The organism is Martinezella calliandrae (assembly GCF_030272695.1).
Taxonomy (GTDB): domain Bacteria; phylum Pseudomonadota; class Alphaproteobacteria; order Rhizobiales; family Rhizobiaceae; genus Rhizobium; species Rhizobium calliandrae.
The window spans coordinates 165,578-192,399 of record NZ_JARFYN010000017.1 but is presented as its reverse complement, the minus strand read 5'-3'; the positions used below and the strand labels follow the sequence as shown (position 1 = coordinate 192,399).

Sequence of the window (26,822 nt, the reverse complement as noted above, 5' to 3'; positions counted from 1 at the left end):
TCGCCGCGGTCGCCGTCCGAGAATCGCTCACCATGGCGTCTTCTCGGGCACGCGCGATTAGGGACCCTCGACCTACTTGCGCGAGCTGCACGAGGACAAGGCGGGAGAGCAGGCATGAACATCACCGGCAAGCGTGTCCTCATTACCGGCGGGTCAAGTGGGATAGGTCTCGCGCTGGCGCGGATATTGTTGGCGAAGGGTGCGAAAGTTGCCATCAGCGGACGCTGCCCGGAAGCCGTCGCCAAGGCTGTTCGGTCGCTGCAAACCAGGAGCGTCCAGATTCGCGGCATAACGTCCGACGTCGTGACGGCCGATGGCGGCGACGCGAGGCTCGAACAGGCCTTTGCCGCCCTCGGCGGTCTCGATGTCCTTGTGAACAATGCCGGCAGGGCGCCGGCCGATCGTCTGGAGAACATGGACGAAGCCGAGTTGCAGGCCGTGATCGACGTGACCGCCCCGATCCTCCTGACGCGGGCCGCGTTGCCGCTGCTGCGCGACAGTGGCGACGCCATGGTGGTGAATGTTTCCTCCCGTGGCACACAGCGCGGCGCGCCGTTCCGCGCGACCTATGATGCGGTCAGGGTCGGGCTTGCCCATGTCGGGGAAGCGCTGCGGCGCGGCTTGAAAAGGAAGGGCATCCATGTCCTGACCGTCTATCCCGACGGGATGGACATGCCGATGCTGAAGTCAAAGCGCACGGGGTCCGAACTTGGCGTCTCGCGTGAACCGGCGTCGGCTATTGCCGAGGCCATCGTGGGAGGCATGGAGACCGGCGCGTTCCAGGTGATCCGCTGCGGCCAGATCAGGCTCAGATGATCAGCGGCAAATTGGCGAGGAGGTCGATAAATGACACAGTCCTTTGTAGAACAGTGGAGCCGCGGTGTTGTCGATGCGGAACCCTGTCCGCGTGAGCTGGGTCGTGAAGCGCCGCCCTGGCGGGGCATGGTGCTCATGGCCTGCGTGCTCGCATCCTCTATGGCCTTCATCGATGGGACCGCGCTGCCCGTCGCGCTGCCGAGATTGCGTGCCGATTTCGGTGCGGACCTTGCCTCCGTTCAATGGGTCCTCAACGGGTATATGCTGGCGCTCGCCTCGCTGACACTGATCGGCGGCGCGCTGGCAGATGCTTATGGCAAGGCGCGCATGCTCGCGCTCGGCTGCGTCCTGTTCGGTCTGGCGTCTGCGGCTTGCGCGATGGCGCCTTCGCCCGCCTGGCTGATCACCGCGCGCGTCGTGCAAGGAGCAGCCGCGGCGATCGTCACGCCCGCGAGCCTCGCCCTGATTGGGGCCACATATCCGCGCGCGGAGCGGAACCGGGCGATCGGGATATGGGCCGCAGCGTCGGCGCTCACGACCGCCGGAGGTCCTGTCCTCGGCGGCTGGTTGACCGAGACCTTCGGCTGGCCGTCCGTGTTCTGGATCAACCCGCCGATCGCGGTCGTCACAGTTGGAGTCCTGCTGATCTTCGCGCCTAAAGATGGCCGCATCCATCGCAGGTTCGACGTGATCGGCGCCGCGATCCTGGCTTCAGCGCTTGGAGCGCTCGCCTGGGCGCTCAGCCAGATCGGCCCCGATGGAGCTCAGGCCGCCGCCGACGCGCCGGCCGAAATGGGGACGGTGCTCACGATCGTCACCGGGCTCGGCATTGTCGGTCTCGCCCTCTATGCGTTCTGGGAGGGCAGAAGCAAACATCCGATGACGCCGCCTCGCCTGGTGGCGAACCACGCCTTCCTCGGGTTGAATGTCGCGACGCTGATGATCTATGGGGCGGTCTCGGTCATGTTCTTCCTGCTTCCGTTCGATCTCGTCGACCGCCGTGCCCTCTCGTCGACCGATGCCGGGCTGGTATTCTTGCCCTTCACACTCGGTGTCGGCCTCCTGTCGGGCGTGTTCGGCGGGTTGGCGGACAAGATTGGTGCGCGCACCATGCTTATCGTGGGGCCGGCAGGCGCCGCGCTTGCTTATGTCTGGATGGCAGTCAGCCGGGAAGGATCCCTGCTGCTCGGTGTGATTGGGCCCATGACGCTGCTTGGCCTTTCCTTCGCCGTGCTCGTGGCGCCGCTTACCGCGTCCGTCCTGTCGAGCGTCGACCAGGCGGACGAAGGGCTTGCCTCCGGCATCAACAATGCGGCGAGCAGAATTGCGCAGCTTGCCGGTGTGGCACTCGCCGCCGGTGTGGCGTCTTTCGACTCCGGCTACGAAGTCGGTCTCGCCGTAGCCGCCCTGACCTCGCTCGGCGGCGCCATTATAGCTGCAGTTACCCCGACTCCGGCGGCGGCGACAACAGGCGGCCCGGAAGGGGCTTAGAGCGATATCGGATATGTCCGAGCGCCGCTGGCAGCGGGAGCAGTCCGCGTCAGGTACGATGTCAGCGGCGGCCGCTCGCTGCAACGGTTGCTAAAAAGCATTTCAGCAGATCGGCGCGGCCTTCAGCGACCAGCTGGTGCTCTGTCTTCGGACGAATTTAAGTGTTCGGCGAGCATGGACGGCCTGGCGTTGCGCCGAGTCGAAACCTGTCACGCACAATTGCATTTAAATCGATTTCGGGATTGGGTTATGAACCGGCAACGACTGCGGCTTGCCGCAACTTCGCGTGATGGTCGGGCGTTTTGCGTTTTCGAGAGCGTCGGTGGCTATGGTGGATCGCAGGCGGCCCTGTGGCCAACGCCAAAGCGCGTCTAGATTGCAAAATGAGCGCTATCAGCGCGCCAGCAGTAATCGAAACTATGGTCTCGACTTATGGGATACTTTCCTATCGCGTATCTATCTTCTCTGGCATAAAGGCGCGAGCCCGCTAATGGAGAATTTCATGGAAATGGGAATTGCGGGGCTTCCTGCCCCTCAGCTCGAGCATGTCCGGTGGATCGATGAAAGTGGCGATGAGCGTAGCCCGTTGACCTTGGCGGAGTTGGGCCAGGGTTTCAGGATACTGTACTTCTTTCAAGATTGGTGTGCGGCCTGTCATAGTCACGGTTTTCCCACATTTGCCGCACTTGCGAACGGACTTCGCGATAAGGAAGTCGGTTTGGCAGCCATCCAGACTGTATTCGAGGGTTCGGAAGTCAACACCTTCAGCCGTCTGCGGGAAAATCAACTACGATATGGACTACGCGTTCCCTTTGGGCATGCGGTTGCCGTCTCGGCTTCACGGAAGGCGGTACCCGCGATTATGGAGGCATATTGCTCCGGGGGCACCCCCTGGTTTGTCGTGATCGCGCCCGATGGCCGCGTCGTATGTGATGGGTTTCTGCTGGCGGCCGATAGTCTCATCCAGGCACTCCGGCCCCTCGCCAATTGACTGAAAGGGCGGCCTCATCGCAATTTATGGCATTACGGATACGACCGGGCGTCATTGACTTTGAGGCTCTTTCAGGTTTTCGCGGGATTCGTTGTTAGCACATTCGGGGAAGTGCGGGTCCGGGCGTTCCAGACATGTCACCGAGCGTACCAACTGCGACGGCTTTAACCCATCTCAATTACCTGTTGTTATCGACTTCATTGCAGTTCGACATTTCCAATTCCTCAAGGTTGCCGCCAATCTATTTCGGATATCGAGGTTCCAGATGAAACATCCCGTCTCATTCGCCTAGCTCGTTCGTCCACGAATTTAAAATCGGAGCTATGCGATCTAGGCGCTGTTTCAATAATTGCCTGTCCGTGAATACGTCCCTATGGAGGTCGTTTTGTCCCTGAAGAAGCTTGCAATTGCCGTCTCACTGTACTCCCTCGCCGCCGGAGCGGGGCATGCCGCTGATATCGTCGTGTCGTCCAAGATCGATACCGAAGGGACCCTCCTCGGCAATGTCATCGCACTTGCGCTGGAGGCGAATGGCATCAAGACACAGGATCGCATCGCTCTTGGTGCGACGCCCGTTGTTCGCAAAGCGATTACCGCTGGTGAGATCGATATCTATCCGGAATATACCGGCAATGCCGGTTTTTTCTTCAACAAGGCAGATGACCCCGCCTGGAAAAACATCGACAAAGGCTATGCCATGGCGAAAAAGCTCGACTACGACGCCAACAAGTTCGTCTGGTTGACGCCGTCGCCAGCCAACAATACCTGGGCGCTCGCGGTACGCAACGACATTGCAGGTCCCAAGAAGCTGAAGACGATGTCGGAGTTCGGCAAGTGGGTTGCCGGAGGCGGAGCCGCGAAGCTTGCGGCCTCCGCTGAATTCGTCAATTCCGCCGGCGCGCTTCCGGCCTTCCAGACGACTTACGGCTTCACGCTGAAGCCTGAACAGAAAATCGTTCTGTCAGGAGGAGATACCGCGGCCACGATCAAGGCCGCAGCCGACCAAACCAACGGTGTTAATACAGCCATGGTTTACGGAACGGACGGTGCGATTGAAGCAGCCGAGCTTACAGTCCTTGAGGACGACAAGAGTGTGCAGCAGGTCTATGCGCCAACGCCAATCATTCGCGAGGTGGTGCTGAAGGCCCACCCGGAGATCGAGGAAATCCTTGCGCCGATCTTCAGGAGCCTGACCGCCGAGGAGTTGCGCAAGCTTAACGCGAAGATCCAGGTTGACGGCCAGCCGGCAAAATCGGTTGCCGCGGATTATCTGAAGCAGAATGGCTTCTTGAAATAACCCGCAGGATTCGAGCAACTTTCTTCCGATCAAGGCGACGCTGCTTTGGTTCGTCTCTTCATCCTCCCAGGGGCCGGCACCCCAGCGAAGATTTCGCGCACTCGGCAGCCTTGGCGAGATGAGGGTTCGTCGTGAACGCAGTTGGCGATAGCGATCGCGGTTTTTGCGGCAAACAGCTCGACCGCAGCTTCTGCCGCGGTATGGGGATCGCTAACGTTTGCGAAAATGCCCCTCATATCGATTCCCTGCCAATTCGATAGACTGCAGCATTATCCTGTCTTTCACGCAGGCCTTTGTATGCGGGATGCTGAAGTTTTCCGTCATCCGTCCAAGCTCGATATTCGATTTCAGCAATGAGGGTCGGCTGCACCCAGATCGCGCCTTTGCGCTTAAGCTCCACGGGCGGTTTGGCCGTCTTTAACTTATCGAGATCCTGCCGGAGGCGGATTGTCTCGCGTTCTTTGAAGCCGGTGCCTACACCGCCGACATAGACGAGATCGTTGCCGCGATAAGCGGCGAGCAGGAATCGGCCAATACCGCCCAGCGCCGCCACGGAGGGTTCATAGCCGATGATGAAAAAGCTGTCGCTTAGGACGCATTTGATCTTGAGCCAGTCACCGAGACGGCCCGATCGATAGGGCGCATCGGCATCGTAAACTTAACGGCAACGAAGACAGGTCATGACGCCGGCCGAGTTTGTCGGTCACGCTCGGGCGATTTTCGCCCACAGGTTCATCGCCGCTGAACGCAATTCGCGATGATGGCCGGAGGAGATGTCGTGGCGGGGATGTGGAACAGGTTGGCGATGGGATCGTGGATGGAGACGAAACGCTGAAGATGTCGCTGTGACTTGAAGCGTTTCATAATCCGCTCTCGTCGCCGGATCGGCTGATGGGAATTTTCCGCCCGATTGTTTAAGCCCTTGTGTGAGCGATGCTCGACACCCGGCATGACGTCCCGCTTTGCGACATCGTAGGAGCGAAGCTTATCGGTGATCATCACCCGTGTCGATCGTCCCTGGCTCTTCAACAGCTTGCGCATTAGGCGCTTGGCCGCCTTGGCGTTACGGCGGCTTTGCACCGGAACGTCGAGGACGAAACCGTCCTGATCCACAGCGCGCCAGAGCAAGTGCTTCCTACCACGGATCGAAACGACGGCCTCATCGAGATGCCACTTGTCGCCGAGCCGACCGGATGAGCGCCGGCGGATCTCGTTGGCGAAGGCACGTCCGAATTTCTCCGCCCAAAGCCGGACTGTCTGGTGCGAGACAATGATCCCCCGCGCCGCCAGCATGTCCTCGACCATCCGAAGGCTAAGGGGAAAGCGGAAATAGAGCCACACAGCGTGGGCGATGATTTCGGGAGGAAAGCGATGGCGGCGATAGAGCGGATCACGGTCGGTCATGGCCCGTCGTCTCACATCGTCATCCACGATTGCGCACCGCTTTGAGGATGCCGGTCAGTAACGCCGGATCGATCGCCGCACTCATGCGAAGTGTCGTGTCGCCGATACCGATTTCGACAAGGTCCGTCCTGACCGCCTCGAAACGCGTGAACTTCTCCTCTCGGTCTCCCTCGCAATCAAGTCGCCGTATCGAGCCGGATGCAAGTGCCGCACGACGCCACCCAAGGCGCTATTTCCCGGCTATTTCGTGCGTGTGACATTTATTAAGGCGCAAGTTGCCACTTCGGGCCTAGTGCCATTTGTTACGGACCCATCCACATCAGCGCATGATTGCAACTTATTTCCCCACTTTGCCGCAGGAAGAGAAAGCCGTTTCTTATAATACATGTAATCTACGTATTTTATAGATTATCGAAGCGGCAGCGCGGTGCGGGCGCGATAATCGGATAATCGATATATGTCCTATCTTTTGAGCCTTCTCGACAAAAGCCCCATCGAAGCCGGAAAAAATGCGACGGATGCGCTGCGGGCCACCACCCGGCTGGCGGTTCGAGCAGAGGAGCTTGGCTATCATCGTTTTTGGGTGGCGGAGCACCATAATATGGCGAACCTGGCGAGTTCCGCGCCGGAGGCGCTGATCGGCTATCTGCTGGCCAAGACATCGAAAATCCGCATCGGCTCCGGTGGCGTGATGCTGCAGCACTATAGCGCCTACAAGGTGGCGGAGACCTTCAATCTGCTTTCGTCGCTGGCGCCAGGTCGAGTCGATCTCGGCGTCGGCAAGGCACCGGGCGGCTTTCCTCTGTCGACACGGGCGCTGCAGGTGGCGGTCGATCCGGAGCGCAAGCCGAGCTTTGCCGACCAACTTGCTAATATCAACACCTATCTTTCGGATGGATCCTCGGTGGACGACGTCATCGCAACGCCACTTCCATCGATCGCGCCGGAACGCTTCTTGCTCGGCGCCTCCGTCGACAGCGCCAAGCTGGCGGCAGAGAAAGGCTTTGAGTTGGTCTTTGCCGGCCATCTGAACGGTGATCCTGAAAATCTTCGCAAGACCTTTGAAGCTTATGAGGCGGCAAGTGGCGGCAAGAGCCCGATCCTGGCCCTTTCGGCCTTTGCCGCCGAGAGCGAGCAGCAGGCGCGCGCGCGTGTCGGTGATCTCCGCATCGTCAAGGTTTTCCTTCCCGACGGTCAGACGGTCAATGTCGGGAGCGAGGAACAGGCCGCCGAATTCGCCCGCCAGGCCGGCGTCGACGACTATCGGACTGAAGAGAAGGTGCCGAGCGTGCTGCACGGCACGGCGGCGCAGATCCACAATGTGCTGGACGAACTGCACAGTCGCTACGGCGTCAAGGAATTCATTCTCGACACCCCGGCGCTGACGGCGGCCGAGCGTCTCTCCTGCATCGAGCTGCTCGCCAAGGAGCGGCTCTCCCTCGTCGCTTGATATTCCTGAAGAGGATTGCTCCCATGGCTCAGAAACACATCACGTTCGGCATCATGCTGCAGGGCCCTGGCGGCCATATGAACGCCTGGAAACATCCGAGCGGTCCGGCCGACGCCAGCGTCAATTTTGGCTTCTTTGTCGACACGGCGCGCAAGGCGGAGGAAGCCGGTATCGCGTTCGCTTTCGTCGCCGACGGCCTCTATATCAACGAGCAATCGATCCCGCATTTCCTCAATCGCTTCGAGCCGATCTCGATCCTGGCGGCGCTTGCCGCCTCCACTGCGAAGATCGGCCTCGTCGGCACGGTTTCGACCTCCTATAGCGATCCCTTCACCATCGCGCGGCAATTCGGCTCGATCGATCTGATCAGCGGCGGTAGGGCAGGGTGGAATGCGGTGACTTCGCCGCTAGAAGGGTCGGGCCGCAACTACAGTCGCGAGCACCCAGATCACGAGCTGCGCTACGAGATCGCCGATGAGTATCTCGATGTGATCAAGGGCCTTTGGGATTCATGGGATGACGACGCATTCATCCGCAATCGCGAAACAGGCGTCTTCGTCGACAAGAAAAAGCTACGGCGGCTGAACCACAAGGGTCGTTTTTTCCGCGTCGAAGGGCCGCTGAATATCGGCCGTTCCAAGCAGGGCCAGCCGGTCGTCTTCCAGGCGGGCGCGTCGGACTCCGGTATCCGCCTTGCCGCCAAGCATGCTGATGCCGTGTTTACCAATGGCGGCCCGATCGAGGATGCGCAGGCCTTCTATCGCCAGCTCAAGGACAGCGTGATCGCACATGGACGGTCGGCTGCAGAGGTCGGTGTCTATCCTGGCATCGGCCCGATCGTCGGCGCGACGAAGGACGAGGCGGAGGCAAAATATCAGGCAATCCGCAATCTTGTCACCATCGAAGAGGCGCTGCTCTATCTCGGCCGTTTCTTCGATCATCATGATTTCAGCGTCTATCCGCTGGACGAGCCCTTCCCCGACCTCGGCGATATCGGCCGTAACAATTTCCGCGCCACCACCGATCGCATCAAAAAGACGGCACGTGAAAAGGGGCTGACGCTGCGCGAAATCGCACTTGATTCCGCAACCCCTCGCACCGCCTTCATCGGCACGGCGGAACATATCGCCGATGAGATCATCCGCTGGGTGGATCAGGGTGCCGCCGACGGCTTCATCCTTGGCTTCCCGGTGATCGCCGAAGGCTTCGACGACTTCGCCAGACACGTCCTGCCGATCCTTACCAAGCGCGGCTATTTCGACCCCGTGTTGAAGGGCTCGACACTGCGTGATCATCTGGGGCTGCCCTATCGCGAGAGCCGCTATGCGCAGGCCAAAGACGAAGCCGAACAAGGAAGGGCGATCCGTGCTTGAGGCACGATCGGCGCTGCCATGAACATCATCACCCAGCATCGTCGACCGACTGATGACATCGAGAAGGCAATAGCCTCCTTTCTCGACGAGATCATTGCCCTGCGTCATGATCTGCATCGCTATCCGGAGCTTGCCTTCCAGGAGCGGCGGACCAGCAAGATCATCGCCTCCTTGCTTTCCTCCTTTGGCTACGAGGTGACGACCGGTGTTGGGGGCACCGGCATCGTCGCTACTCTTCGGGGCGGCGACGGCGGCAGGCGTATCGGCATCCGGGCTGATATGGATGCCTTGCCGATCGAGGAGGCGACGGATCTTCCTTATGCCAGTGACAACCCCGGCGTCATGCATGCCTGCGGCCACGACGGGCACACGTCGATCCTGCTCGCTGCGGCGCGCTATCTTGCCGAAACCCGTCAGTTTTCCGGGCTGCTGACGCTGATCTTCCAGCCGGCCGAAGAGATCGGAGCCGGCGCACGCAAGATGATCTCCGAGGGGCTTTTCGAACGATTTCCGGTCGACGCCGTCTTTGGCCTGCACAATTGGCCGGGCGTTCCATCAGGCCAGTTCGGTTTCGTTGCCGATGCTGCCATGGCCTCCGTCGATCAGGCCGTGATCCGCATTATCGGCAAAGGCGGGCATGGCGCCGAGCCCCACAAGGCGGTCGATCCGGTATTGGCATCGGCCGCCTTCATCACGGCTCTGCAAAGCGTCGTCGCACGCAATGTCGATCCCCAGGACATGGCGGTCGTCACCGTCGGCTCGATCCATGGCGGCTCGGCATCGAATGTCATCCCGGAAAGCGTGGAGCTGAAGCTGACGATGCGTGCCTTCAGCGAGGCGGTCCGCCAGCAATTGCACGAGCGTATTCCCACACTTGCCCGCGCCCAGGCCGAAAGTTTCGGAGCTGAGGCCGATGTGAGTTACCGCCTCGGCTTTCCGGCGCTCGTCAACCATCGCGACGAGACGGCTTTCGCTCGCGCGGTGGCGCTGGAGACCTTCGGCGAAGGACGGATCGCGCAGAGTTTCCGGCCGCGCACGGCAAGCGAGGATTTTGCCTTCATGCTGCAGGCGCAGAAGGGTAGCTATTTTTTCGTCGGCAATGGCGACAGCGCCCCTCTTCATAGCGCCCACTACGATTTCGACGACCGGATCATTGCTCCCGCCGCCCGTTACTGGGTGCGGCTGGTCGAGACCTTCCTTTCATGATGACGACAACAGGACGGCTGATGAGATGAGTGACAGCTTTCTCTACACGACCCCTCTCGATCCCCACGCAAAGCCGCTGATCGATGAACTGATCCGAGAATATGACAGCCGCTATGGCACCTTTTTCAACGCGGAAGGTGCGGCGGCCGAACTTAAACGCTATCCGCCGGAAGCATTTGCACCGCCTAATGGCAATTTCGTACTCTTGATCCGCGATGGCGAAACCATCGGCGGCGGCGCCTTCAAGCGCTATGACGAGCGCACCGCCGAATTCAAACGCATCTGGACGCGCAACGACCTGCGCCGGCAGGGGCTGGCGCGAAAAGTCCTAATAGAGCTGGAATCACAAGCGGCCCGGCAGGGTTATTCCCGCATCTATCTGACGACCGGCTTCCGCCAGCCTGAGGCGGTCGGCCTCTATCTCAACTATGGCTACACCGCCCTGTTCGATCAAACCGTCGATCCGGAAATCCATAAGACGCTGCCCTTCGAAAAGGATGTCAGTCATCTGGCCGAACCGGAGCTGCGCGTGGCCGGTGGTAACCGGTGAGACGTACGAGACCGATAATCCGTAAAGGGGAAACATCATGGCACTGACGACAGATTTCGCGAGCATTGATCCCGGCAGCAGAACCGTGGATCAAAAGCAGGATTATTCCCGCTATCGCATCGTTCCAGCCCGCCATCCCGGTCGATTGGTGGGAACCATCTTCGCCGCTCTCGTCATCGCCGCCGCGCTCTATTCCACCTTCACCAATCCGCGCTGGGGTTGGGGCGTCTTCGCGCAATGGTTCTTCGCCGAGCCCGTTCTCGTCGGTCTCGGCAGGACCCTGCTTCTGACGGTGCTTGCCGCTATTACCGGCTCGATCCTCGGCACGGCGCTGGCGCTGGCCCGTGTTTCCAAGTCGCCGCTGCTCTCCGGTCTTTCCTGGGGCTATATCTGGCTGTTGCGCTCGATTCCGATGATCGTGCTGCTGCTGGTGCTGAACAATCTCGGCTATCTCTATGAGACGATCAAAATCGGCGTTCCCTTCACCAATACGATCCTCATCGACTATCCGACGGTGCAGCTGTTGACGCCCTTTGCTGCTGCCTTTTTGGGGCTAACGCTCAATCAATCCGCCTTCTTCGCGGAGATCGTGCGCGGCGGCATCCTTTCCGTCGATCAGGGGCAACTTGAAGCGGCCGCGGCCCTCGGTCTGCCGCGCCGCCGCCAAGCCTTCCGCATCGTCCTGCCGCAGGCCATGCGCTCCATCCTGCCGACCGGCTTCAACGAGATCATCGGCCTGGCGAAGAGTACCTCCATGGTCTATGTGCTCGCGCTGCCGGAACTCTTCTATACGGTCCAGGTGATCTATCGTCGCAACCTCGAAGTCATTCCGCTGCTCATGGTCGCGACCGTATGGTATCTGGTCATCATGACCGTGCTGTCGATCGCGCAGCACTATATCGAGCGCTACTTCTCCAAGGGCGCCCTGCGCAACCCGACGCCGCTTCCCTTCCAGGCCTTCTTCGAACGGTTCCGTCATCCGCTGCCCGCTCTCGACATCTCAAGGGATGCCGCTCTCAGATCCGGTTTCAGCGACGTGGCAAACTTCAGAGCGGCCGGCGGGGCCGTGCGCATTCACGGCATTTCGAAGAGCTTCGGCGCACTGAAGGTCCTCGACAGTATCGAACTTAGCCTTTCCCCCGGCAGCGTGACCGCCATCCTCGGCCCGTCCGGCTCCGGCAAGTCGACGCTCTTGCGCGCAATCAACCATCTGGAGAGCGTCGATGGCGGCTTTATCTCCATCGACGGCAATCTGATCGGCTATAGTCAGAAGGGCGACACGCTTTATGAGCTCAAGGAGAAGGACATTCTCAAGAGCCGCGCCGATATCGGCATGGTGTTCCAGAATTTCAATCTCTTTCCGCATCTGACCGTGCTCGAAAATCTTATCGAGGCGCCGATCCAGGTGCGCGGCGTCAGTCGCGAGGAGGCCGTGCAATTGGCGCAGGAGCTACTTGCCCGCGTCGGCCTCAGCGATAAGATCACCGCCTATCCGCGCCAGCTTTCCGGCGGCCAGCAGCAGCGCGTCGCAATCGCCCGCGCGCTTGCGCTTCGCCCCAAGGTGCTACTCTTCGACGAGCCGACCTCGGCGCTCGACCCAGAACTGGTCGGCGAAGTGCTCGATGTCATCAAGGAGCTCGCCCGCACGGGTACGACGCTCGTGATCGTCACCCATGAGATCGGCTTTGCCCGCGAGGTCGCCGATACAGTGGTCTTTATGGAAAGCGGCCACATTCTCGAAGCCGGCCCTCCGGCCCGCATCTTCAACGAAGCGGAACATCCGCGCACTCGCGAGTTCCTGGCAAAAGTTCTCTAGCGAAAATCCGGCCCCCGTCGCGATAGGAAAAAAGTAAACGCAACTACAACCTTAGAGTGAAGAAGAGTAAGCTACATGACTGTCTTCAAGAAAATGAAATCTCTGGTGGCCAGCATTGTCGCCGCGGCCGCCATCGGCCTCGGCTCCGCACATGCTGCGGAAAAATTCAACCTTAGCCCAGACACGTCGAACCGCGTCCGCGCGCAAAAGGACGATGCGGCGATCAAGGCCGTTGCACCTGGCTTCAATTTCGTCAGTCCCGGCAAGTTCACCGTGGCAATCAACCCTTGGGATCCGCCTGTCGCGACCTACGCTACCGACGCCAAGACGGTGGTCGGCACGGATCCCGAGATCGCACAGTTGCTCGCCGATTCGCTCGGCCTCGAGCTCGATCTGGTGCCGGTTGCCTGGGAGGACTGGCCACTCGGCGTCTCCTCCGGAAAATATGATGCAGTCATCAGCAACGTGACGGTCACTGAGGAACGCAAGGAGAAGTTCGATTTCTCGACCTATCGCAGGGATGTTCTTGGCTTCTACGTCAAGTCCGACAGCAAGATCACGGCGATCAAAGAACCGAAGGACGTCGCTGGCCTCAAGGTCATCACCGGCGCCGGCACGAACCAGGAGAAGATCATCCTGGAATGGGATCGGGAGAATGTCGCCGCCGGGCTGAAGCCAATCGAGGTCCAATATTATGACGATCGCGCCGCTGCCGATCTGGCGATCCAGTCCGGTCGCGCCGATGTCGAGTTTAACCCCAACGCCACGCTCGCCTACAGCGCGTCCTTCAAGGGCACGACCAAGCTGGTCGGTACCGTCAGCGGCGGTTGGCCGGTGTCAGCAGAGATCGCGGTAACGACGCGCAAGGGCGCTGGGCTTGCCGATGCGGTCACTATCGCGCTCAACGACCTGATCAAGGACGGCAAATATGGCGAGGTGCTGAAGCGTTGGAGCCTCAGCTCCGAAGCGGTCGACAAGGCGCAGACCAATCCGCCCGGCCTGCCCAAGAGCGGTTCGTAATCGGCCGCAACGCGACCAGCGGCCGGCTCACGCTGAGGCGGAGCCGGCCATTCGTGAAGACAGGATTTGGAGAAAACCCCCATGACAGGCATACCGGCCATCCGGGCATGTTCATTCGTTTTGATGATGGCGGCGCTGACGTCCTTCAGCGCGGCCCGTGCCGATGATCTAACCTTCGACTTGAGCGCCGAGCAGCCGGGCCGCATTCACGTCGGGCGGGATGAGGCGGCGGTTGCCGCTATCCCCAAGGATTTCAAGTTCGTCAAGCCGGGCACGTTCACGGTTGCCGTCGCACCCGGCGGTCCGCCGCTCACCACCTATGCGACGGATGCCATGACCGTGGTCGGTGCTGATCCGGATATCGCCTATGCCATCGCCGAGAGTCTTGGGCTGAAGCTGGAGCTCGTGCCGGTCGCCTGGATCGATTGGCCGCTGGGTCTTACTTCCGGCAAATACGATGCCGTCATTTCCAATGTCGGCGTCACCGAGCAGCGCAAGGAGAAGTTCGATTTCTCCACCTATCGCCAAGGCCTGCATGGCATCTATGTCAAGCTGGACAGCAAGATCGGTTCGATCAAGGCACCGAAGGACGCGGCGGGCCTCAGGTTCATCGTCGGCGCCGGTACCAATCAGGAGCGCATCCTGCTCGAATGGAGCAAGGAGAATGTCGCGGCCGGCTTGAAACCGCTGGAGTTGCAATATTACGACGACGACGCCGCAAGCCTGCTGGCCCTGGCATCAGGCCGCGCCGATGCGATCGTGCAACCGCATGCACAGCTCGTCTACATTGCCGCCCGCGACAAGAACATCAGGAGCGTCGGCACGCTAAGCGCCGGCTGGCCGGATCGCTCGGATGTGGCGGTGGCGACGCGCAAGGGCAGCGGCTTGGCCAATGCGTTGACCGTCGCCGCCAATGACCTGATCGCCAACGGCACCTACGGGAAGATCCTGGATCACTGGCATCTGGCGCAAGAGGCCCTGCCGAAATCGCAAACCAATCCGCCCGGCCTGCCGAAATATTGAAGGCGACAGGAGCAATGACATGAGCGGTCGCAAGATATCCATCAGCCATATCGGTTTCCTCACCCCCGGCAACTATCCAGACGACGATCCATTGTCGGGGTTGGAGCAGACCCTCCAGCAACTGCGATATGGGGAAGAGCTTGGCTTCGACGGCGCTTGGGTTCGCCAGCGACATCTGGAGCCCGGTATTTCGTCGGGCAGCGCTTTCCTGGCAGCGGCAACCCAGCGCACCAGCCAGATTGAATTGGGAACGGCGGTCATTCCGATCGGCTACGAGAGCCCCTACCGGTTGGCGGAGGATCTTGCGACCGTTGACGTTCTGTCACGCGGCCGGCTGAATATCGGCGTTAGCGCCGGACGTCCGCCGCACGCCGATCTCATCGCGCCGCTGGTCTTCGACGGCGATTGGAGGCGCAATGATTTTTCCCATGATCGCGTCCTGCGCTTTGCCGACAATTTGCGTGGTACACATCTCGGCGACGAGCAGACCTTCATCAAGACGCCCTTCGGCCAGACCCGGCCGCGTCTGCAGCCCTATGCCAAGGGGCTGATCGACCGGATCTGGTATGGCGGCGGGTCTCAGCGCTCGGCCGAATGGGCCGGCCGCAACGGCTTCAACCTGCTGACCGGCAATGTCATCACCGGCGAGGGCACTGATGATTTTTTCGTTGCGCAATCGCAGTTGATCGAGACCTATCGTGCCGCCGCCGGGCCAAAGCGCCGTGTTGCGCTTGGGCGTGTCATCGTGCCTTTCGATAGCGCCGATGCTACAACACGCCGCCGGTATCAAGACTATGCTGCCAGCCGCGACAAGCGAACGCTGTCACCACAAGGCGAAAAGCGCACTTTGTTTGCGCGCGATATCGTCGGCACCTCGGACGAAATCCTGGAACGGCTCTTTGCCGACCCGCTGCTACCGAAGGTCAGCGAGTTGCGGCTGGAACTGCCCTATGAGTTCGAGCACGAGGATTACCGCCAGATCCTCCACGACTTCGTCACGCGGATCGCCCCAGATCTCGGCTGGTCAGGCGTACCCTCGACCGCGGCACGCGGAGAGGAAAGACACTACGCGTGAGTTGCCGGCGTGCGTTGAAAGCACATCTCAGGCGAAAGCACGCCCCCAATATCAAGGCAGGCTTATGGCAGACAATGAAGACACCCCGATTGTCGGTGCTGAAGTCGGCGCCGTCGGCAAGGGCGCGCCCGACATCCGGCTGGGCAGCGGCCCTTGCACCTATGGCCTGGACGTAGTTGGCCCCTGCGCGTAAACCGTCCCTTTATTTTCACGGGCTCGCATTCTAAATAAGCTCATCATACAAGTTTGCGTTTTTCGTTTACAAGTTTGTCGATTCGCATGTATTGACATCAACTTGACATACGAGTTCGCGCAGTGCTTTTCTCACAATCCAAGCCCATCAAAAGAGGTGCCGACGTGGCCATTCAGCCAAAGTCGCAGACAGAAACAAGGTCGCAAACTTTGGTTGCGCGTCTCAGCGATACGCTGCGCCGGGCCATTGAGACCGGACAGTTTCCGCCGGGGAGCAAGCTGCCGAGCGAATCGCAGCTCACCGAGGCCCATGGCGTCAGCCGCACGGTCGTGCGCGAGGCGATCGCGGCGCTCAGATCTGACCGCCTGGTTGAGGCTCAGCAAGGTGCCGGGGTCTTTGTGCTGGACCAGCCGACATCGTCAGTCCTCTCTTTTGGAAATTTGGACCAGGCCCGTGTTTCATCCGTTATCGAGCTGCTGGAGCTCAGAACCGCCGTGGAGGTTGAGGCGGCCGGGCTTGCCGCGTTGCGCCGGTCGCCGGCACAGGAAGAGACGATCTTCGAACGGCATCACGCGCTTCGCGACCGTCTCAACGCGGGCGTTCCGACAAGCGAAGCCGATTTCGCACTTCATGTTGCTATCGCCGAAGCAACCAACAACCCCCGTTTCCGGGAGTTCCTTGCGATGATCGGGCCGCGGATCATCCCACGCGCAGCCATGCGCGAGGGCGAGCTCGAGGCCGATCAGGATGCCTACATCCTGTTGATCGACGAGGAGCATCGCCAGATCGTCGTGGCGATCTCGAATGGCGACGAAGAGGGCGCCCGAGAGGCGATGCGCAGACATCTGCGGGGCAGCCAGGAACGCTATCGCGCGCTTCTGCGCGAACAGCGCAAACCTGTATGATGAGTTATTGACAGAAATACGTCGTACATATATGACAACTTCTGCCTGAGGAGGCAGAAGGGGAATTCCTGATGACGCCGCAAGAAATCAAGGCTGCGCTTGGCGCGGGCCTGTTGTCTTTTCCTGTCACGCATTTTGATGCGGAGGAAAAATTCCGGTCTGACAGCTATCAGCGTCATATCGAGTGGCTCTCCGGTTATGATGCGCCGGTGCTATTTGCTGCCGGAGGCACGGGTGAGTTCTTCTCGCTTTCGCCAAATGAGATTCCGACCATCGTGAGAGCGGCCAAGGAAGCGGCCGGCAAGACGGCGATCGTTTCCGGCTGCGGCTTTGGTGCACATGTTGGCGTCGAGCTGGCGCAGGCGGTCGAAAAGGCCGGCGCCGATGGCATCCTCCTTCTACCACACTATCTGATCGATGCGCCGCAGGAAGGGCTCTACACCCACGTCAAGCGCATCTGCCAGTCGGTCGATATCGGCGTCATGGTCTATAATCGCGACAATTCGGTGCTTTCAGTCGATACGCTGAAGCGCCTCTGCGACGAATGCCCGAACCTCGTAGGTTTCAAGGACGGCACCGGCGACATCGGCGGGGTGCGCCAGATCACCGCGACGCTCGGCGAGCGGTTGACCTATCTTGGTGGAATGCCCACCGCCGAGCTTTTCGCCGAAGCCTATCTCGGAGCCGGCTTCACCACCTATTCCTCGGCCGTTTTCAATTTCGTGCCGGCGCTTGCCGTCGAGTTTTATAAGGCGCTTCGCGCCGGCGAACGTGCGCGCTGCGAGACGATACTGAAGGACTTCTTCTATCCCTTTATGGCCATCCGCAACCGCCGCAAGGGCTATGCGGTCGCAGCCATCAAAGCCGGCGTCAGGCTCCAGGGCTTCGAAGCGGGCAGGGTGCGGCCGCCTCTGGATGATATGACCGCCGAGGAAGAGGCCATGCTGGGCAAGCTCATCTCGCCCTGGAAGCGCTGAGACGATGACGATCGCTGCCCGTTCATATCGCCTCGAATATCGGCCACCTTTGCGTCCGGCCGGCATTGCCTGCGATGAGGCGCCAGTTGAATTGCGAAAGGAGGACAAGTGACATGCTCGTGCGCACGCTCTCTGGCACTCCGCCTCGCACGGTCCTTCCCGAAGGAACGATCGACACACAGATGCACATGTACCTGCCCGGTTTCCCGGCACAGCCCGGCGGCCCCGATCTGCCGGCCGGAGGCTTGCCCACACCCGATCAATATCGCCAGGTGATGCGCTGGCTCGGCATCGACCGCGTGGTGATTACGCAAGGCAATGCCCATCAGCGCGACAACGGCAATCTTTATGCCTGCCTTGCCGAAATGGGCGATATCGCCCGCGGCGTCGCCGTTATCGGCTCCGAGACGCCGGAGGCCGAGCTCGACAGGCTGGCGGGGGCCCGCGTCATCGGCGCGCGCATCATGGACCTGCCGGGCGGCGCGATCGGCCTGGATGCGCTCGAAGCCATCGATGACAGGGCGGGCGCCCGCGGCTGGATGCTGGCCGTGCAATTCGACGGCAGCCATATTCTCGAGCATGAAGCGCGGCTGGCGCGGCTGAAATCTCGCTGGGTGTTAGATCATCACGGCAAGTTCTTTTCCGGGGTGACGCCGGACAGCCCGCAGGTCGCGGCCATGAAGCGGTTGATCGACAAGGGCAATTGCTGGTTCAAATTCGCTGGCTGCTACGAATCCTCGAAGAGCGGTGGTCCCGCTTACGAGGATGTTGCCGCCGTCGCGCGCGAGGTGGCCGTCCACGCGCCAGAGCGGATCGTCTGGGGCACGAACTGGCCTCATAATCTGGCGCGGCAAAATGCTGACTATCCAGACGATGCAACGCTCGCGGACACCGTCCTTGGCTGGCTGCCGAGTGCGGACGCCCTGAGGCTTGCCCTCGTCGATAATCCCGAGGCGCTTTTTGGTTTTGCACCCTTCCGGGGTGCAACGCAGTGAGATTTCGGCCGGGACGAGGCGGTTCCGGCCCTCGTTGAGGAGGGGATTTGATGAATATTGCCCGCATCTTGGAAGTCCAAGGCGGCTGCACTCTTATTGCGCCGTCCGGGCCGAACTGGGCACTCCAAAAATAACCAGTGTTTGCAGCCTCGCCGTGACTGGATCCCCAGGCAAGGAAGCGGGCGGTCAATTTTGCTTTGTGGATAGGAGAGAGGGAAACAATGAAGCGCAGCACCAGAATTATCACCACCGTCTTCGCCGGCCTTCTTGCGCTCGGCACGTTCACGACGGGACAGGCCCGTCAGTTCCGTTCGGCCGATGTGCAGCCGCCGGATTATCCGACCGTCAAAGCCGTGCAGTATATGAGCGATGAGCTTAGCAAGGCGACCGATGGCAAATACACAATCAAGGTTTTTCCGAATTCGCAGCTCGGTAGCGAGAAGGACACCATCGAGCAGATCAAGCTTGGAGCTCTCGACTTCATCCGCGTCAACTCCGGAACACTGAACACCATCTGCCCGGCGATGATGGTGCCGGTCCTGCCGTTCCTTTTCCACGACAAGGCGCAGATGCGCACGGTTCTCGACGGACCGATCGGCGACCAGATCCTGGCGGATTGCGACGCCCATGGTCTCGTCGGCCTCGCGTTCTACGATTCAGGTTCCCGCTCGTTCTACACCACCAAGCCGGTGCGGAAGATGGAGGACCTCAAGGGCATGAAAATCCGCGTGCAACAGTCCGACATCTGGGTCGCGATGATGAAGGCGCTCGGTGCCAATGCGACGCCGATGCCGACCGGCGAGGTCTTCACCGGCCTGAAGACGGGGCTGATCGACGGTGCGGAGAACAACTGGCCGAGCTACTACAACTTCCATCACTACGAGCTCGCCAAGTACTATTCGCTGAGCGAGCACTCGATGGCTCCCGATGTACTGCTGATGTCGAAGCGCGTTTACGACAGCTTCACTCCGGAAGAGCAGGCGCTGGTGCGCAAGCTGGCCAAGCAGTCTGTCGTCTATATGCGTCAGCTTTGGGATGCGATGGAAACGACGTCGCAGGATAAGGTGAAACAGGCCGGCGTCGAGGTCATCCAGCTGGACAAGGCGCCGTTCGAAGCCGCCATGCAGCCGATCTACGACCAGTTCGTCACCGATCCGGCCCTCAAGGATATGATCACCCGTATCAAGGCGACGAAGTAACGAAGTCTGCCGGGGGCGCTTGATGCGCCCCCCGCGCGGCCTGCGATCACCTGCGTCCGACGCCCACGGGACGACGAAACGGAGGTGATCGATAGATCAGCATCACTTTGTCAATCCGAGGAGACTAGCAGCATGGGCGCGCATTCGCATGCACTGCCGGCAGATCCCGCCGCGCGTTCGCAAGTGGTCCGTACAACCACCAACACCACAGGCTTGCTCGGTGCCTATTTCGCCTTCCACGCGTGGCTCTCGCGCATCTGCCTGATGATTGCGGTCGCCGGGACGATTCTAATCGTTGCAGCCGTTCTCTATCAGATCTTCGGGCGTTACGTGCTCAACGATTCCCCCGCCTGGACCGAGATATTCGCTCTCGTGGTCATTCTCTACGTCACCTGTTTGGCGGCTGCGGTCGGTGTTCGCGACGGACGCCATATCGGCATGGACTCGCTCTTGAACTTCGCGCCAGAAGGGTTTCGTCTGGCGGCCGAGGTCGTCGTCTATCTCGGGATGATCGTTTTCGGCCTGTCGATGGCTTGGAGCGGCGCGGAACTCAGCATCGAGATGGCACCTTACATCAATCCCGGCCTGCCGATTTCGCAAGCCTGGAGCTACGTGCCCTTGGCGGTCGGTGGCCTGCTCATCACCCTGTTCGCCGTCGAGCGGATCGTCGCCGCGGTCCTGAAAATCAAGGTTATTCCCTCATGGCATTGATCATTCTGTGCGCAACCTTTGTGGGTGGGCTGGTGCTCGGCATGCCGGTCATCTTCGCCATCGGCCTGTCGTCGATCGCCACTGTGCTCTATGAAGGGCTGCCGCTCGCCGTCGTCTTCCAGCGCATGGCGTCGGGCATGGGCACCTTCTCGTTCCTCACCATTCCGTTTTTCATCTTTACCGGTGAGCTGATGATGTATGGCGGCATTGCCGACCGGATCATCCGCAGCTCCAAGGCGATGGTCGGCCATGTGCGCGGCGGCCTTGGCATGACCAACGTCGTCGCCTGCACCATGTTCGGCGGCGTTTCGGGTTCGCCGGTCGCGGACGTTTCCGCGATGGGCTCGGCATTGATACCCCTAATGAAACGGGAAGGGATCGATGCGGATTACGCAGTCAACGTCACCACGTATTCCTCGCTCGTCGGTGCGCTGATGCCGACCAGCCACAATATGATCATCTATTCGCTTGCCGCCGGCGGACTCGTGTCGATGAATGCCTTGATCATGGCAGGCGCTATTCCCGCGCTGCTGCTGACGGTTGCCAACGTGTTGACCGCCTATTTTGTCGCCCGGTCGCGCGGCTACAGCCGGGGTGAGTTCCCGGGCTGGACCGAGGTCTGGCGCAGTCTTGCAGCCGCAATTCCCGGCCTTTTCATCATCGTCATCATCGTCGGCGGCATTCTGTCCGGCGTTTTCACCGCGGCGGAAGCCGGCGCCGTCGCCGTCCTCTATGCGCTGCTGCTGACGATTTTCGTCTATCGCAGCCTATCCTTCGAAAACTTTCTGAGGGCGGTGGCAAAGGCGACCAAGACCACGGGTGTGGTACTGCTATTGATCGGCATCTCGACGATGTTCGGCTATCTGATGAGCATCTACGGCGTTGCCGACATGGTCGGCGAGGCGCTCAGCCATATCAGCACACAGCCATGGGTGATTTTCATCCTGGTCAACATAGCGCTGTTCATCTTCGGCATTTTCCTCGACATGGCCGCGCATATCCTGGTGTGCACGCCGATCTTCCTGCCGATCGTTACGCAGTACGGCATGGATCCGGTGCAATTCGGCATCATCGTGCTCCTGAACTCGACAATCGGGCTCAACACGCCGCCGGTTGGCGCCGCCTTTTATCTCGGCTGCGCCATCGGCGAAGTGCCCGTCAGCAAAGTCATCCGCTCGATCTGGCCGTTCATGGTCGCTCTCTGGACCACGCTTATGATCGTTACCCTCATCCCGGAAACCTCCATGTTCATTCAGGATCTTTTCCGGTAGGCCGATCGGGCTTTTCACGCGCCGATCATCGGGCCAGGGTCAAGTCGCCCTGGCCTGCACTTTTTTCCGCCTAGCTTCCCGCAAATGCTTGTAGATCGTCGCGCGTGAGATTCCGAGCAGCCGCGCCAGATAGGGAACGAGATTCCGGATCGCGAAATAGCCCTCCTGTTCCAGCGCCTCCACCAGACTGGCGTGGTCCTCTTTGGCAAGAGCCGAGGCCGCAAGCCCGCGTTCGCTGAGAAAGTCCGCGATCGCGGCGTTCACGGTTTCCTGCCAGTCCGATTGGAAAAGGGCTGACGGCTGTTTGCCGCTCCCCTGGAATGCTGTCAGCATGGTGAGCGCATCGCGCGCCAACTCCATCAACGCGATATCGAAATTGACACACAGCAATCCGTAGGGCGCCCCGCTCCCTTCGCGCAAGACCGAGGTTACGGACTTGAGCTGTCGCCCGTCGAAATTGGTCTTTCGATAGGGGCCGATCACGTCGGCGTCGAGCGAGCCGATATCCTTAAGGTCAGTCAACGAGGAGCCACCGACATGACGCCGCGAGATATTGTTTGCGATATAGGCGATCTTCGCCGTCCTCAAATCGTGGATGACCACTTCTGCATGCGGTTTGAGCAGTACCGCGATCGCCTCCGCAACTGGCGCAAAATGCAGCACATCCTCGCCAGACGTCGGCTCCTTGGCGTTGACGGCGACCTTCTTTGACATGGCGGCATTCCTATCTGAGCGGCTGTTACAAAATCTCTGTATTTGACAAAATGTCAACTGACTTCTACCCTGCCGTCTCCGAGCTTCTCGCCCGCCCTGCGGCGATCCAGTCACGGTCCAAGTTGGAGAAACCCGTCATGCCCGCATTGCCCGATTTCAAGCTCGAGACCTATTTCTCGAAATGGGAGTTTACGGCGCGCTATCACATGACGGCGTCGGACGCGCAGAGCATGACATTGGACGAGCTTTTGGCAATGGGGTCGACGGAGCAGCAAGCAGCGTTCAAGAGCCAGTGGCTCGGCTACACGGAGACCTTTGGCGATCCGGCACTACGGGAGATCATTGCCGGCCTGTACGGGCAGATGGAGAGCGCGGATGTTCTCTGTTTCGCGGGCGCAGGCGAGGGAATTTACATCGCCATGCATGTGCTCCTCGAAAAGGGCGACCACGCGATCGTGGTGACGCCGAACTACCAGTCGGCCGAAACGGTGCCGCTGAGCATCTGCGAGGCCTCGGGAGTGGCGCTCGATCCGACCGACGGCTGGTCGCTCGATATCGACGCGGTGCGGGCGGCGATCCGTCCGAATACCAAGTTGATATCCATCAATTTTCCGCACAACCCGACCGGCAAGATCCTTGAGAGGGACAGGTTCTATGCCTTGGTGGACCTGTGCCGCCAACATGGCATCTGGCTCTTCAGCGACGAGGTTTATCGGGGCCTCAGCGTTAACGGCAAACCGCAGCTTCCGGCGACAGCTGATGTGTACGAACGTGGTCTTTCGCTCGCGGTGACGTCCAAGGCCTTCGGGCTTCCCGGCCTGCGTATCGGATGGATCGCCTGCCGGGACCGCGCCGTGATCTCGCGGATGGAGCGGATGAAGCATTATATCTCGATCTGCAACGCTGCTCCCAGCGAAAGCCTGGCGAAGATCGCCTTGCAAAATGCCGACAGAATCCTCGACCGCAACAATCGCATGATCGCTGGCAACCTCAATCGGCTGAAGGCTCTGTTTGCCGAATTCGAGGGCCTGTTCGAATGGTACACCCCCGACGGCGGCTGCGTAGGCTATCCGCTTTACAAAGGCGCCGATGGGGTGGAAAATTTTGCGCGCAATCTCGTGGAAAGCGCGGGCGTGCTTTTGCTGCCGGCCAGCATCTATCGCTCCGAACTCAATCCAACGCCCGACAACCGATTTCGCATTGGCTTCGGGCGTGCCAATATCGAAGAAGGTATCGCGGCGATGCGCTCTTACCTATTGCGAAACGGCCAATAGAATACTCCGCCGAACCGACTACCCCAGCTATACCGACTAGCGGGCGGAAGAAGAGCGTGAGACGATATCCGATGCGAAGTCCCTTGTTGGCTAAAGGAGGAGCCTTGCCATCGAAGGGTGTCATCGCGGTACAGCCCGGTCGATAGTTCGGGGCAAATGGCGGACCGCAATGCAGGTTACGCGGGGAAGTAGATCTCGTAAGAAAGCCATGGCGTCGCGGTAGAAGGACCATTGCCTTGAGCACACCATCCAACCACCCTGAGCGCCTGTAACTTTTCAGGCGCCAGCCAAGCTTTAATCTCGTTGGTGAGTTCCCAAACAAGCGGCACTCCGGCTCAATGAAACATACCTGTTCCCAGTTTCATCCTCCGGCGCGGCAGGTAAACGCCAAAACGGTGATATCCCGCCTCACTATATGCGGCTGCGTAGATCATATCCTATTCTGTAGAAGAAACTGCCGACCGGCGCTCCTTGTTTTGTTACCTTTTGCTCTTTGATCTCGCTCAACCGCGAAAAGAGCCCGTCAAAGGACGCCTGCTCGAGGTCCCCCCTTTTCAGCCCGAAAAGAATGACATTGCGCCCCTGCAGGTCGGCAGGTTTAAACCAGTATCCGTACATGAGACTATCCAGGCCGAGCGCGCCACGACCCACGGAGGTCCGAACGGCGTCGTCGTCCACGCGATCATAGAAGGCGATCTCGCTTGCGACGAAATACCTGTCCATTCCGGCCAGCAGGACCTGCTCGCCCGTTTCTTTTTCGACGTTGCGTTCGATCAGGCCTGCCTCGTGGCCGAACTCCTGCCACGCGACAGGCAGCGTCCGGATGTTGCCGAAGTGACCGACCAAAGGGAACCCGAGGACGAGATAATGCAGACCAAGCCCGTAGATCACCAGCATGGTCATGACAGTCGGAATCCATAACCGACGCAACAGGCCGTCAAATCTCGATAGGCTGTCGCCGGCTGCGACGATGGTTGCCGAGATTGCCGGCAAAAGTGCGAGCCAGAGCGGCCCCGTCCAGTTAAGCTTAACCTCATGAAAGAGGCTAAAGGCGACGAAGACCGACAGGGGAACGATCGTATAGATCTTGATGAAGAGAGAGCGGCGGCTGACCTGCCCGTCCGTGTTCGTTGCGAGCGTTACGCGGTTTTTGGTCACCAGCGCAGTCATCGCGGCCACCAATCCCAATGGTGTCAGCAGGATCGCTGCACTGCTGATCAGGTCGGGAAGCGAAAAGGTCTTTGCGCTTTGCAGACGCCCTGAACTTTGGAATGCGAACGATGCCCAAGCATGCGTCGCGTTCCAGTAGATCACGGGTGAGAAGAGTGCGGCTGCGACTGCGGCGGCAAGATAAGGTTCTGGGCGAAGTAGCCAACGCCGCGCCCTGGCGTCGACAATAAGGAAGATCAACGTGGCGGGACCGAGGAGCGCGATCGTATATTTGGAGAGCATCCCGAGGCCCACGCACAGGCCGACGCCCCACCAAGCTCTACGCCTATCTCCTATCAGCGCCCGCTCGAGAAAGTAAAGCGTTCCGGCCCACGCCGCCGTCAACGGTACGTCCGGCATCATCATGAAGCCGGTGGAAAAGAAAAACGGCAAGATGGCGACGAGCAGGACGCTGACGAACGCCGCCGATTTGCCGGACAGATTGCGCGATAACCGGAAAGCGAAAACGCACGTCACGATCCAGGCGAGATAAGCGCCGATACGGACACCGAACCCTGTATTGCCAAATAGGCTTGTTCCAAGCCATATCAGCCAGGCGACCATTGGGGGATGGTCGAGATATCCGATGTCGAGATGCTGGGCGTAATTCCAGTAATAGGCTTCCTCCGGCACGAGGTCGACAAGCCCGAGGAAAACCAAGCGCAAAGCGAGGATGTAACCCAACACGCCGATTGCCGCCACGCGCCATCGGATGTCAGATGGCATGCGTGGGTTCTCAGACGGGAACACGAAGAAGGCATTGCCGAGATAGTTGACGATGGCAGCGGCCCCGACGCCGAGAATGATGGCGGCCTGGGGAGGCCATCCAAGGAGCTCGACAGCGCCGGCCAGCACGCCGCCCCGCAAGGCGAAAGCAAGCAGGCAGATGGTCACGAAGCGGATGTAGCGTCTCCAATCCCGCTCATTGAGGCGTGGCCCGTCGCTCGCAAATGCCCACCTGGAATTCAGAATATAGTTGGAAATCGTGGCGACGGCGAAGCTGGTGACATGCGCTGCTACCAACCCGAAGCCCATCCCGAACAGAGTCTGGAAGATAAGCAGGTCGAGAACTAGGCCAATCAGGCCGACGCCCGCAAAACGGGTCGCATTACCAAATGAAACCGCGCCTCCCGCAAGGACCAGCAGACGGCGGGCATAGTCTATCATATGCCCCCATCCGATCTTCGTTTGTCCGTGCACCCTGTCGCGAAAGGTGATCGGGATCTCGGTCAGCCGAAGCGCGTCGCCGCCTTCCGCGATGATCTCGAGGCCGATCTTGAAACCGATTGCTTTTGGATCGATCGCCAGAAGCCGCTCCTTGCGCACGGCAAAGAACCCGGACATCGGATCCCGCATATCGGTCAAGGGCCAGGCTAACGCGCCGCCGAGGCGCGAGAGCAACCGCCGGGACCGCGGCCAATCCGGCGTGGCGCCGCCTGGCACATAGCGGCTGCCAACCACCATGTCGCTCGTCCCGTCGATAATGGGTAGAACGAGATTGCAGATCTCCTCCGGCGGATGGCTCAAATCGGCGTCCATGACCACGACGATGTCGCTGCTGGCATATCTCGCCGCTGCCAGGACATCCCCAGCCAAGCCTCCCTTGCCGCCCGGGGAAATAAGTCTGACGGATGCCTTGCGCTCCCATGCCCGGACGCGCTCGATGGTGCCGTCGGTCGATCCGCCGTCTGCGATCAGGACCTCCAGCGCGATGTCGCCACCGGACTGCGAAAGCAGAGAGGACAGGAGAATATCGATATTGTCGGTCTCGTTGAGGGTCGGAACGACAACTGAAATCAATTGTTGATGTGTCATGGTATTGTCAGGAGAAGCGTCTGGCTCGGATGCAAGAGCTTTGCCGG

21 protein-coding genes and 2 pseudogenes are annotated in these 26,822 nt (G+C 60.2%); 19 read left to right on the top strand and 4 right to left on the bottom strand.

The genetic code is table 11. The features are described 5' to 3' along the window. Positions 1-114: 114 nt before the first annotated feature. From PY650_RS15585 to osmF, 4 genes are all read left to right on the top strand, one after another. Entirely contained in the window at positions 115-816 is a 702-nt protein-coding gene (locus PY650_RS15585) for an SDR family NAD(P)-dependent oxidoreductase (RefSeq protein WP_285880264.1), read from the top strand. A gap of 30 nt (positions 817-846) precedes the next feature. After that, positions 847-2,307, top strand: coding sequence for an MFS transporter (locus PY650_RS15580; RefSeq protein ID WP_285880263.1), 1,461 nt, complete (start codon positions 847-849; stop codon positions 2,305-2,307). A 502-nt stretch (positions 2,308-2,809) separates the two neighbouring features. Further along, positions 2,810-3,298: a peroxiredoxin family protein gene (locus tag PY650_RS15575; protein ID WP_285880262.1), complete on the top strand. Its 489-nt coding sequence runs from the start codon at positions 2,810-2,812 to the stop codon at positions 3,296-3,298. Positions 3,299-3,671: 373 nt separating this feature from the next. After that, positions 3,672-4,595 (top strand): glycine betaine ABC transporter substrate-binding protein OsmF, encoded by a 924-nt coding sequence (gene osmF, locus PY650_RS15570; RefSeq protein WP_285880261.1) that lies wholly within the window; start codon positions 3,672-3,674, stop codon positions 4,593-4,595. A gap of 232 nt (positions 4,596-4,827) precedes the next feature. On the opposite strand, the pseudogene PY650_RS15565 reads toward osmF, so the two are convergent. Further along, positions 4,828-5,241, bottom strand: a pseudogene (locus tag PY650_RS15565) (ATP dependent DNA ligase); the annotation flags it as partial. Between the two features lie 57 nt (positions 5,242-5,298). Then, positions 5,299-5,999 (bottom strand): annotated as a pseudogene (locus PY650_RS15560) (IS6 family transposase). Positions 6,000-6,456: 457 nt separating this feature from the next. Between PY650_RS15560 and PY650_RS15555 the strand changes: the two are divergent. The 14 genes from PY650_RS15555 (at position 6,457) to PY650_RS15490 (ending at position 21,763) form a co-directional block, all read left to right on the top strand. Next, the gene (locus PY650_RS15555; RefSeq protein WP_285880260.1) at positions 6,457-7,449 is read left to right on the top strand and encodes an MsnO8 family LLM class oxidoreductase; all 993 of its coding nucleotides are present in this window, start codon (positions 6,457-6,459) and stop codon (positions 7,447-7,449) included. A 23-nt stretch (positions 7,450-7,472) separates the two neighbouring features. Beyond that, positions 7,473-8,822, top strand: coding sequence for an LLM class flavin-dependent oxidoreductase (locus PY650_RS15550; RefSeq protein WP_285880259.1), 1,350 nt, complete (start codon positions 7,473-7,475; stop codon positions 8,820-8,822). 18 nt (positions 8,823-8,840) lie between these two features. After that, a complete protein-coding gene (locus tag PY650_RS15545) occupies positions 8,841-10,028 on the top strand; it encodes a M20 aminoacylase family protein (RefSeq protein ID WP_285880258.1) in 1,188 nt (395 codons plus the stop codon). Positions 10,029-10,053: 25 nt separating this feature from the next. Next, positions 10,054-10,578, top strand: a complete 525-nt coding sequence (locus PY650_RS15540; protein ID WP_285880257.1) for a GNAT family N-acetyltransferase — start codon at positions 10,054-10,056, stop codon at positions 10,576-10,578. Positions 10,579-10,615: 37 nt separating this feature from the next. Continuing rightward, entirely contained in the window at positions 10,616-12,394 is a 1,779-nt protein-coding gene (locus tag PY650_RS15535; RefSeq protein WP_285880256.1) for an amino acid ABC transporter permease/ATP-binding protein, read from the top strand. A 75-nt stretch (positions 12,395-12,469) separates the two neighbouring features. Beyond that, on the top strand, positions 12,470-13,414 hold the full coding sequence (locus PY650_RS15530; protein ID WP_285880255.1) for an ABC transporter substrate-binding protein: 945 nt from the start codon (positions 12,470-12,472) through the stop codon (positions 13,412-13,414). Positions 13,415-13,495: 81 nt separating this feature from the next. Continuing rightward, complete coding sequence (locus PY650_RS15525; protein WP_285880253.1) at positions 13,496-14,437, top strand: ABC transporter substrate-binding protein; 942 nt, start codon at positions 13,496-13,498, stop codon at positions 14,435-14,437. Between the two features lie 19 nt (positions 14,438-14,456). Continuing rightward, complete coding sequence (locus PY650_RS15520) at positions 14,457-15,512, top strand: LLM class flavin-dependent oxidoreductase (protein ID WP_285880252.1); 1,056 nt, start codon at positions 14,457-14,459, stop codon at positions 15,510-15,512. Positions 15,513-15,869: 357 nt separating this feature from the next. Then, positions 15,870-16,610 (top strand): FadR/GntR family transcriptional regulator, encoded by a 741-nt coding sequence (locus tag PY650_RS15515; protein ID WP_285880251.1) that lies wholly within the window; start codon positions 15,870-15,872, stop codon positions 16,608-16,610. 71 nt (positions 16,611-16,681) lie between these two features. After that, entirely contained in the window at positions 16,682-17,587 is a 906-nt protein-coding gene (gene kdgD, locus PY650_RS15510) for a 5-dehydro-4-deoxyglucarate dehydratase (protein ID WP_285880250.1), read from the top strand. A gap of 113 nt (positions 17,588-17,700) precedes the next feature. Then, positions 17,701-18,582 (top strand): amidohydrolase family protein, encoded by an 882-nt coding sequence (locus PY650_RS15505; protein ID WP_285880249.1) that lies wholly within the window; start codon positions 17,701-17,703, stop codon positions 18,580-18,582. Between the two features lie 221 nt (positions 18,583-18,803). Further along, complete coding sequence (locus tag PY650_RS15500; protein WP_285880248.1) at positions 18,804-19,781, top strand: TRAP transporter substrate-binding protein; 978 nt, start codon at positions 18,804-18,806, stop codon at positions 19,779-19,781. A 132-nt stretch (positions 19,782-19,913) separates the two neighbouring features. Beyond that, positions 19,914-20,492, top strand: coding sequence for a TRAP transporter small permease (locus PY650_RS15495; protein ID WP_285880247.1), 579 nt, complete (start codon positions 19,914-19,916; stop codon positions 20,490-20,492). Beyond that, positions 20,483-21,763, top strand: a complete 1,281-nt coding sequence (locus PY650_RS15490; RefSeq protein WP_285880246.1) for a TRAP transporter large permease — start codon at positions 20,483-20,485, stop codon at positions 21,761-21,763. Before PY650_RS15495 ends, PY650_RS15490 begins: the two co-directional genes overlap by 10 nt. Before the next feature lie 39 nt (positions 21,764-21,802). On the opposite strand, the gene PY650_RS15485 is transcribed toward PY650_RS15490, so the two are convergent. Beyond that, positions 21,803-22,477, bottom strand: a complete 675-nt coding sequence (locus PY650_RS15485; protein WP_285880245.1) for a helix-turn-helix transcriptional regulator — start codon at positions 22,475-22,477, stop codon at positions 21,803-21,805. Positions 22,478-22,614: 137 nt separating this feature from the next. Between PY650_RS15485 and PY650_RS15480 the strand changes: the two genes are divergently transcribed. After that, on the top strand, positions 22,615-23,751 hold the full coding sequence (locus PY650_RS15480; RefSeq protein WP_285880244.1) for an aminotransferase class I/II-fold pyridoxal phosphate-dependent enzyme: 1,137 nt from the start codon (positions 22,615-22,617) through the stop codon (positions 23,749-23,751). Positions 23,752-24,162: 411 nt separating this feature from the next. Here the strand turns inward: PY650_RS15480 and PY650_RS15475 are convergent, their stop codons facing one another. After that, entirely contained in the window at positions 24,163-26,775 is a 2,613-nt protein-coding gene (locus PY650_RS15475) for a glycosyltransferase family 39 protein (protein ID WP_285880243.1), read from the bottom strand. Positions 26,776-26,822 lie beyond the last annotated feature (47 nt).

What these genes read in the sequence shown, in the direction of transcription:
- PY650_RS15585 (WP_285880264.1), top strand. Translation starts at nt 115, where the DNA reads ATGAACATCACCGGCAAGCGTGTCCTCATTACCGGCGGGTCAAGTGGG.
- PY650_RS15580 (WP_285880263.1), top strand. Translation starts at nt 847, where the DNA reads ATGACACAGTCCTTTGTAGAACAGTGGAGCCGCGGTGTTGTCGATGCG.
- PY650_RS15575 (WP_285880262.1), top strand. Translation starts at nt 2,810, where the DNA reads ATGGAAATGGGAATTGCGGGGCTTCCTGCCCCTCAGCTCGAGCATGTC.
- osmF (WP_285880261.1), top strand. Translation starts at nt 3,672, where the DNA reads ATGGAGGTCGTTTTGTCCCTGAAGAAGCTTGCAATTGCCGTCTCACTG.
- PY650_RS15555 (WP_285880260.1), top strand. Translation starts at nt 6,457, where the DNA reads ATGTCCTATCTTTTGAGCCTTCTCGACAAAAGCCCCATCGAAGCCGGA.
- PY650_RS15550 (WP_285880259.1), top strand. Translation starts at nt 7,473, where the DNA reads ATGGCTCAGAAACACATCACGTTCGGCATCATGCTGCAGGGCCCTGGC.
- PY650_RS15545 (WP_285880258.1), top strand. Translation starts at nt 8,841, where the DNA reads ATGAACATCATCACCCAGCATCGTCGACCGACTGATGACATCGAGAAG.
- PY650_RS15540 (WP_285880257.1), top strand. Translation starts at nt 10,054, where the DNA reads ATGAGTGACAGCTTTCTCTACACGACCCCTCTCGATCCCCACGCAAAG.
- PY650_RS15535 (WP_285880256.1), top strand. Translation starts at nt 10,616, where the DNA reads ATGGCACTGACGACAGATTTCGCGAGCATTGATCCCGGCAGCAGAACC.
- PY650_RS15530 (WP_285880255.1), top strand. Translation starts at nt 12,470, where the DNA reads ATGACTGTCTTCAAGAAAATGAAATCTCTGGTGGCCAGCATTGTCGCC.
- PY650_RS15525 (WP_285880253.1), top strand. Translation starts at nt 13,496, where the DNA reads ATGACAGGCATACCGGCCATCCGGGCATGTTCATTCGTTTTGATGATG.
- PY650_RS15520 (WP_285880252.1), top strand. Translation starts at nt 14,457, where the DNA reads ATGAGCGGTCGCAAGATATCCATCAGCCATATCGGTTTCCTCACCCCC.
- kdgD (WP_285880250.1), top strand. Translation starts at nt 16,682, where the DNA reads ATGACGCCGCAAGAAATCAAGGCTGCGCTTGGCGCGGGCCTGTTGTCT.
- PY650_RS15505 (WP_285880249.1), top strand. Translation starts at nt 17,701, where the DNA reads ATGCTCGTGCGCACGCTCTCTGGCACTCCGCCTCGCACGGTCCTTCCC.
- PY650_RS15500 (WP_285880248.1), top strand. Translation starts at nt 18,804, where the DNA reads ATGAAGCGCAGCACCAGAATTATCACCACCGTCTTCGCCGGCCTTCTT.
- PY650_RS15495 (WP_285880247.1), top strand. Translation starts at nt 19,914, where the DNA reads ATGGGCGCGCATTCGCATGCACTGCCGGCAGATCCCGCCGCGCGTTCG.
- PY650_RS15490 (WP_285880246.1), top strand. Translation starts at nt 20,483, where the DNA reads ATGGCATTGATCATTCTGTGCGCAACCTTTGTGGGTGGGCTGGTGCTC.
- PY650_RS15485 (WP_285880245.1), bottom strand. Translation starts at nt 22,477, where the DNA reads ATGTCAAAGAAGGTCGCCGTCAACGCCAAGGAGCCGACGTCTGGCGAG.
- PY650_RS15480 (WP_285880244.1), top strand. Translation starts at nt 22,615, where the DNA reads ATGCCCGCATTGCCCGATTTCAAGCTCGAGACCTATTTCTCGAAATGG.
- PY650_RS15475 (WP_285880243.1), bottom strand. Translation starts at nt 26,775, where the DNA reads ATGACACATCAACAATTGATTTCAGTTGTCGTTCCGACCCTCAACGAG.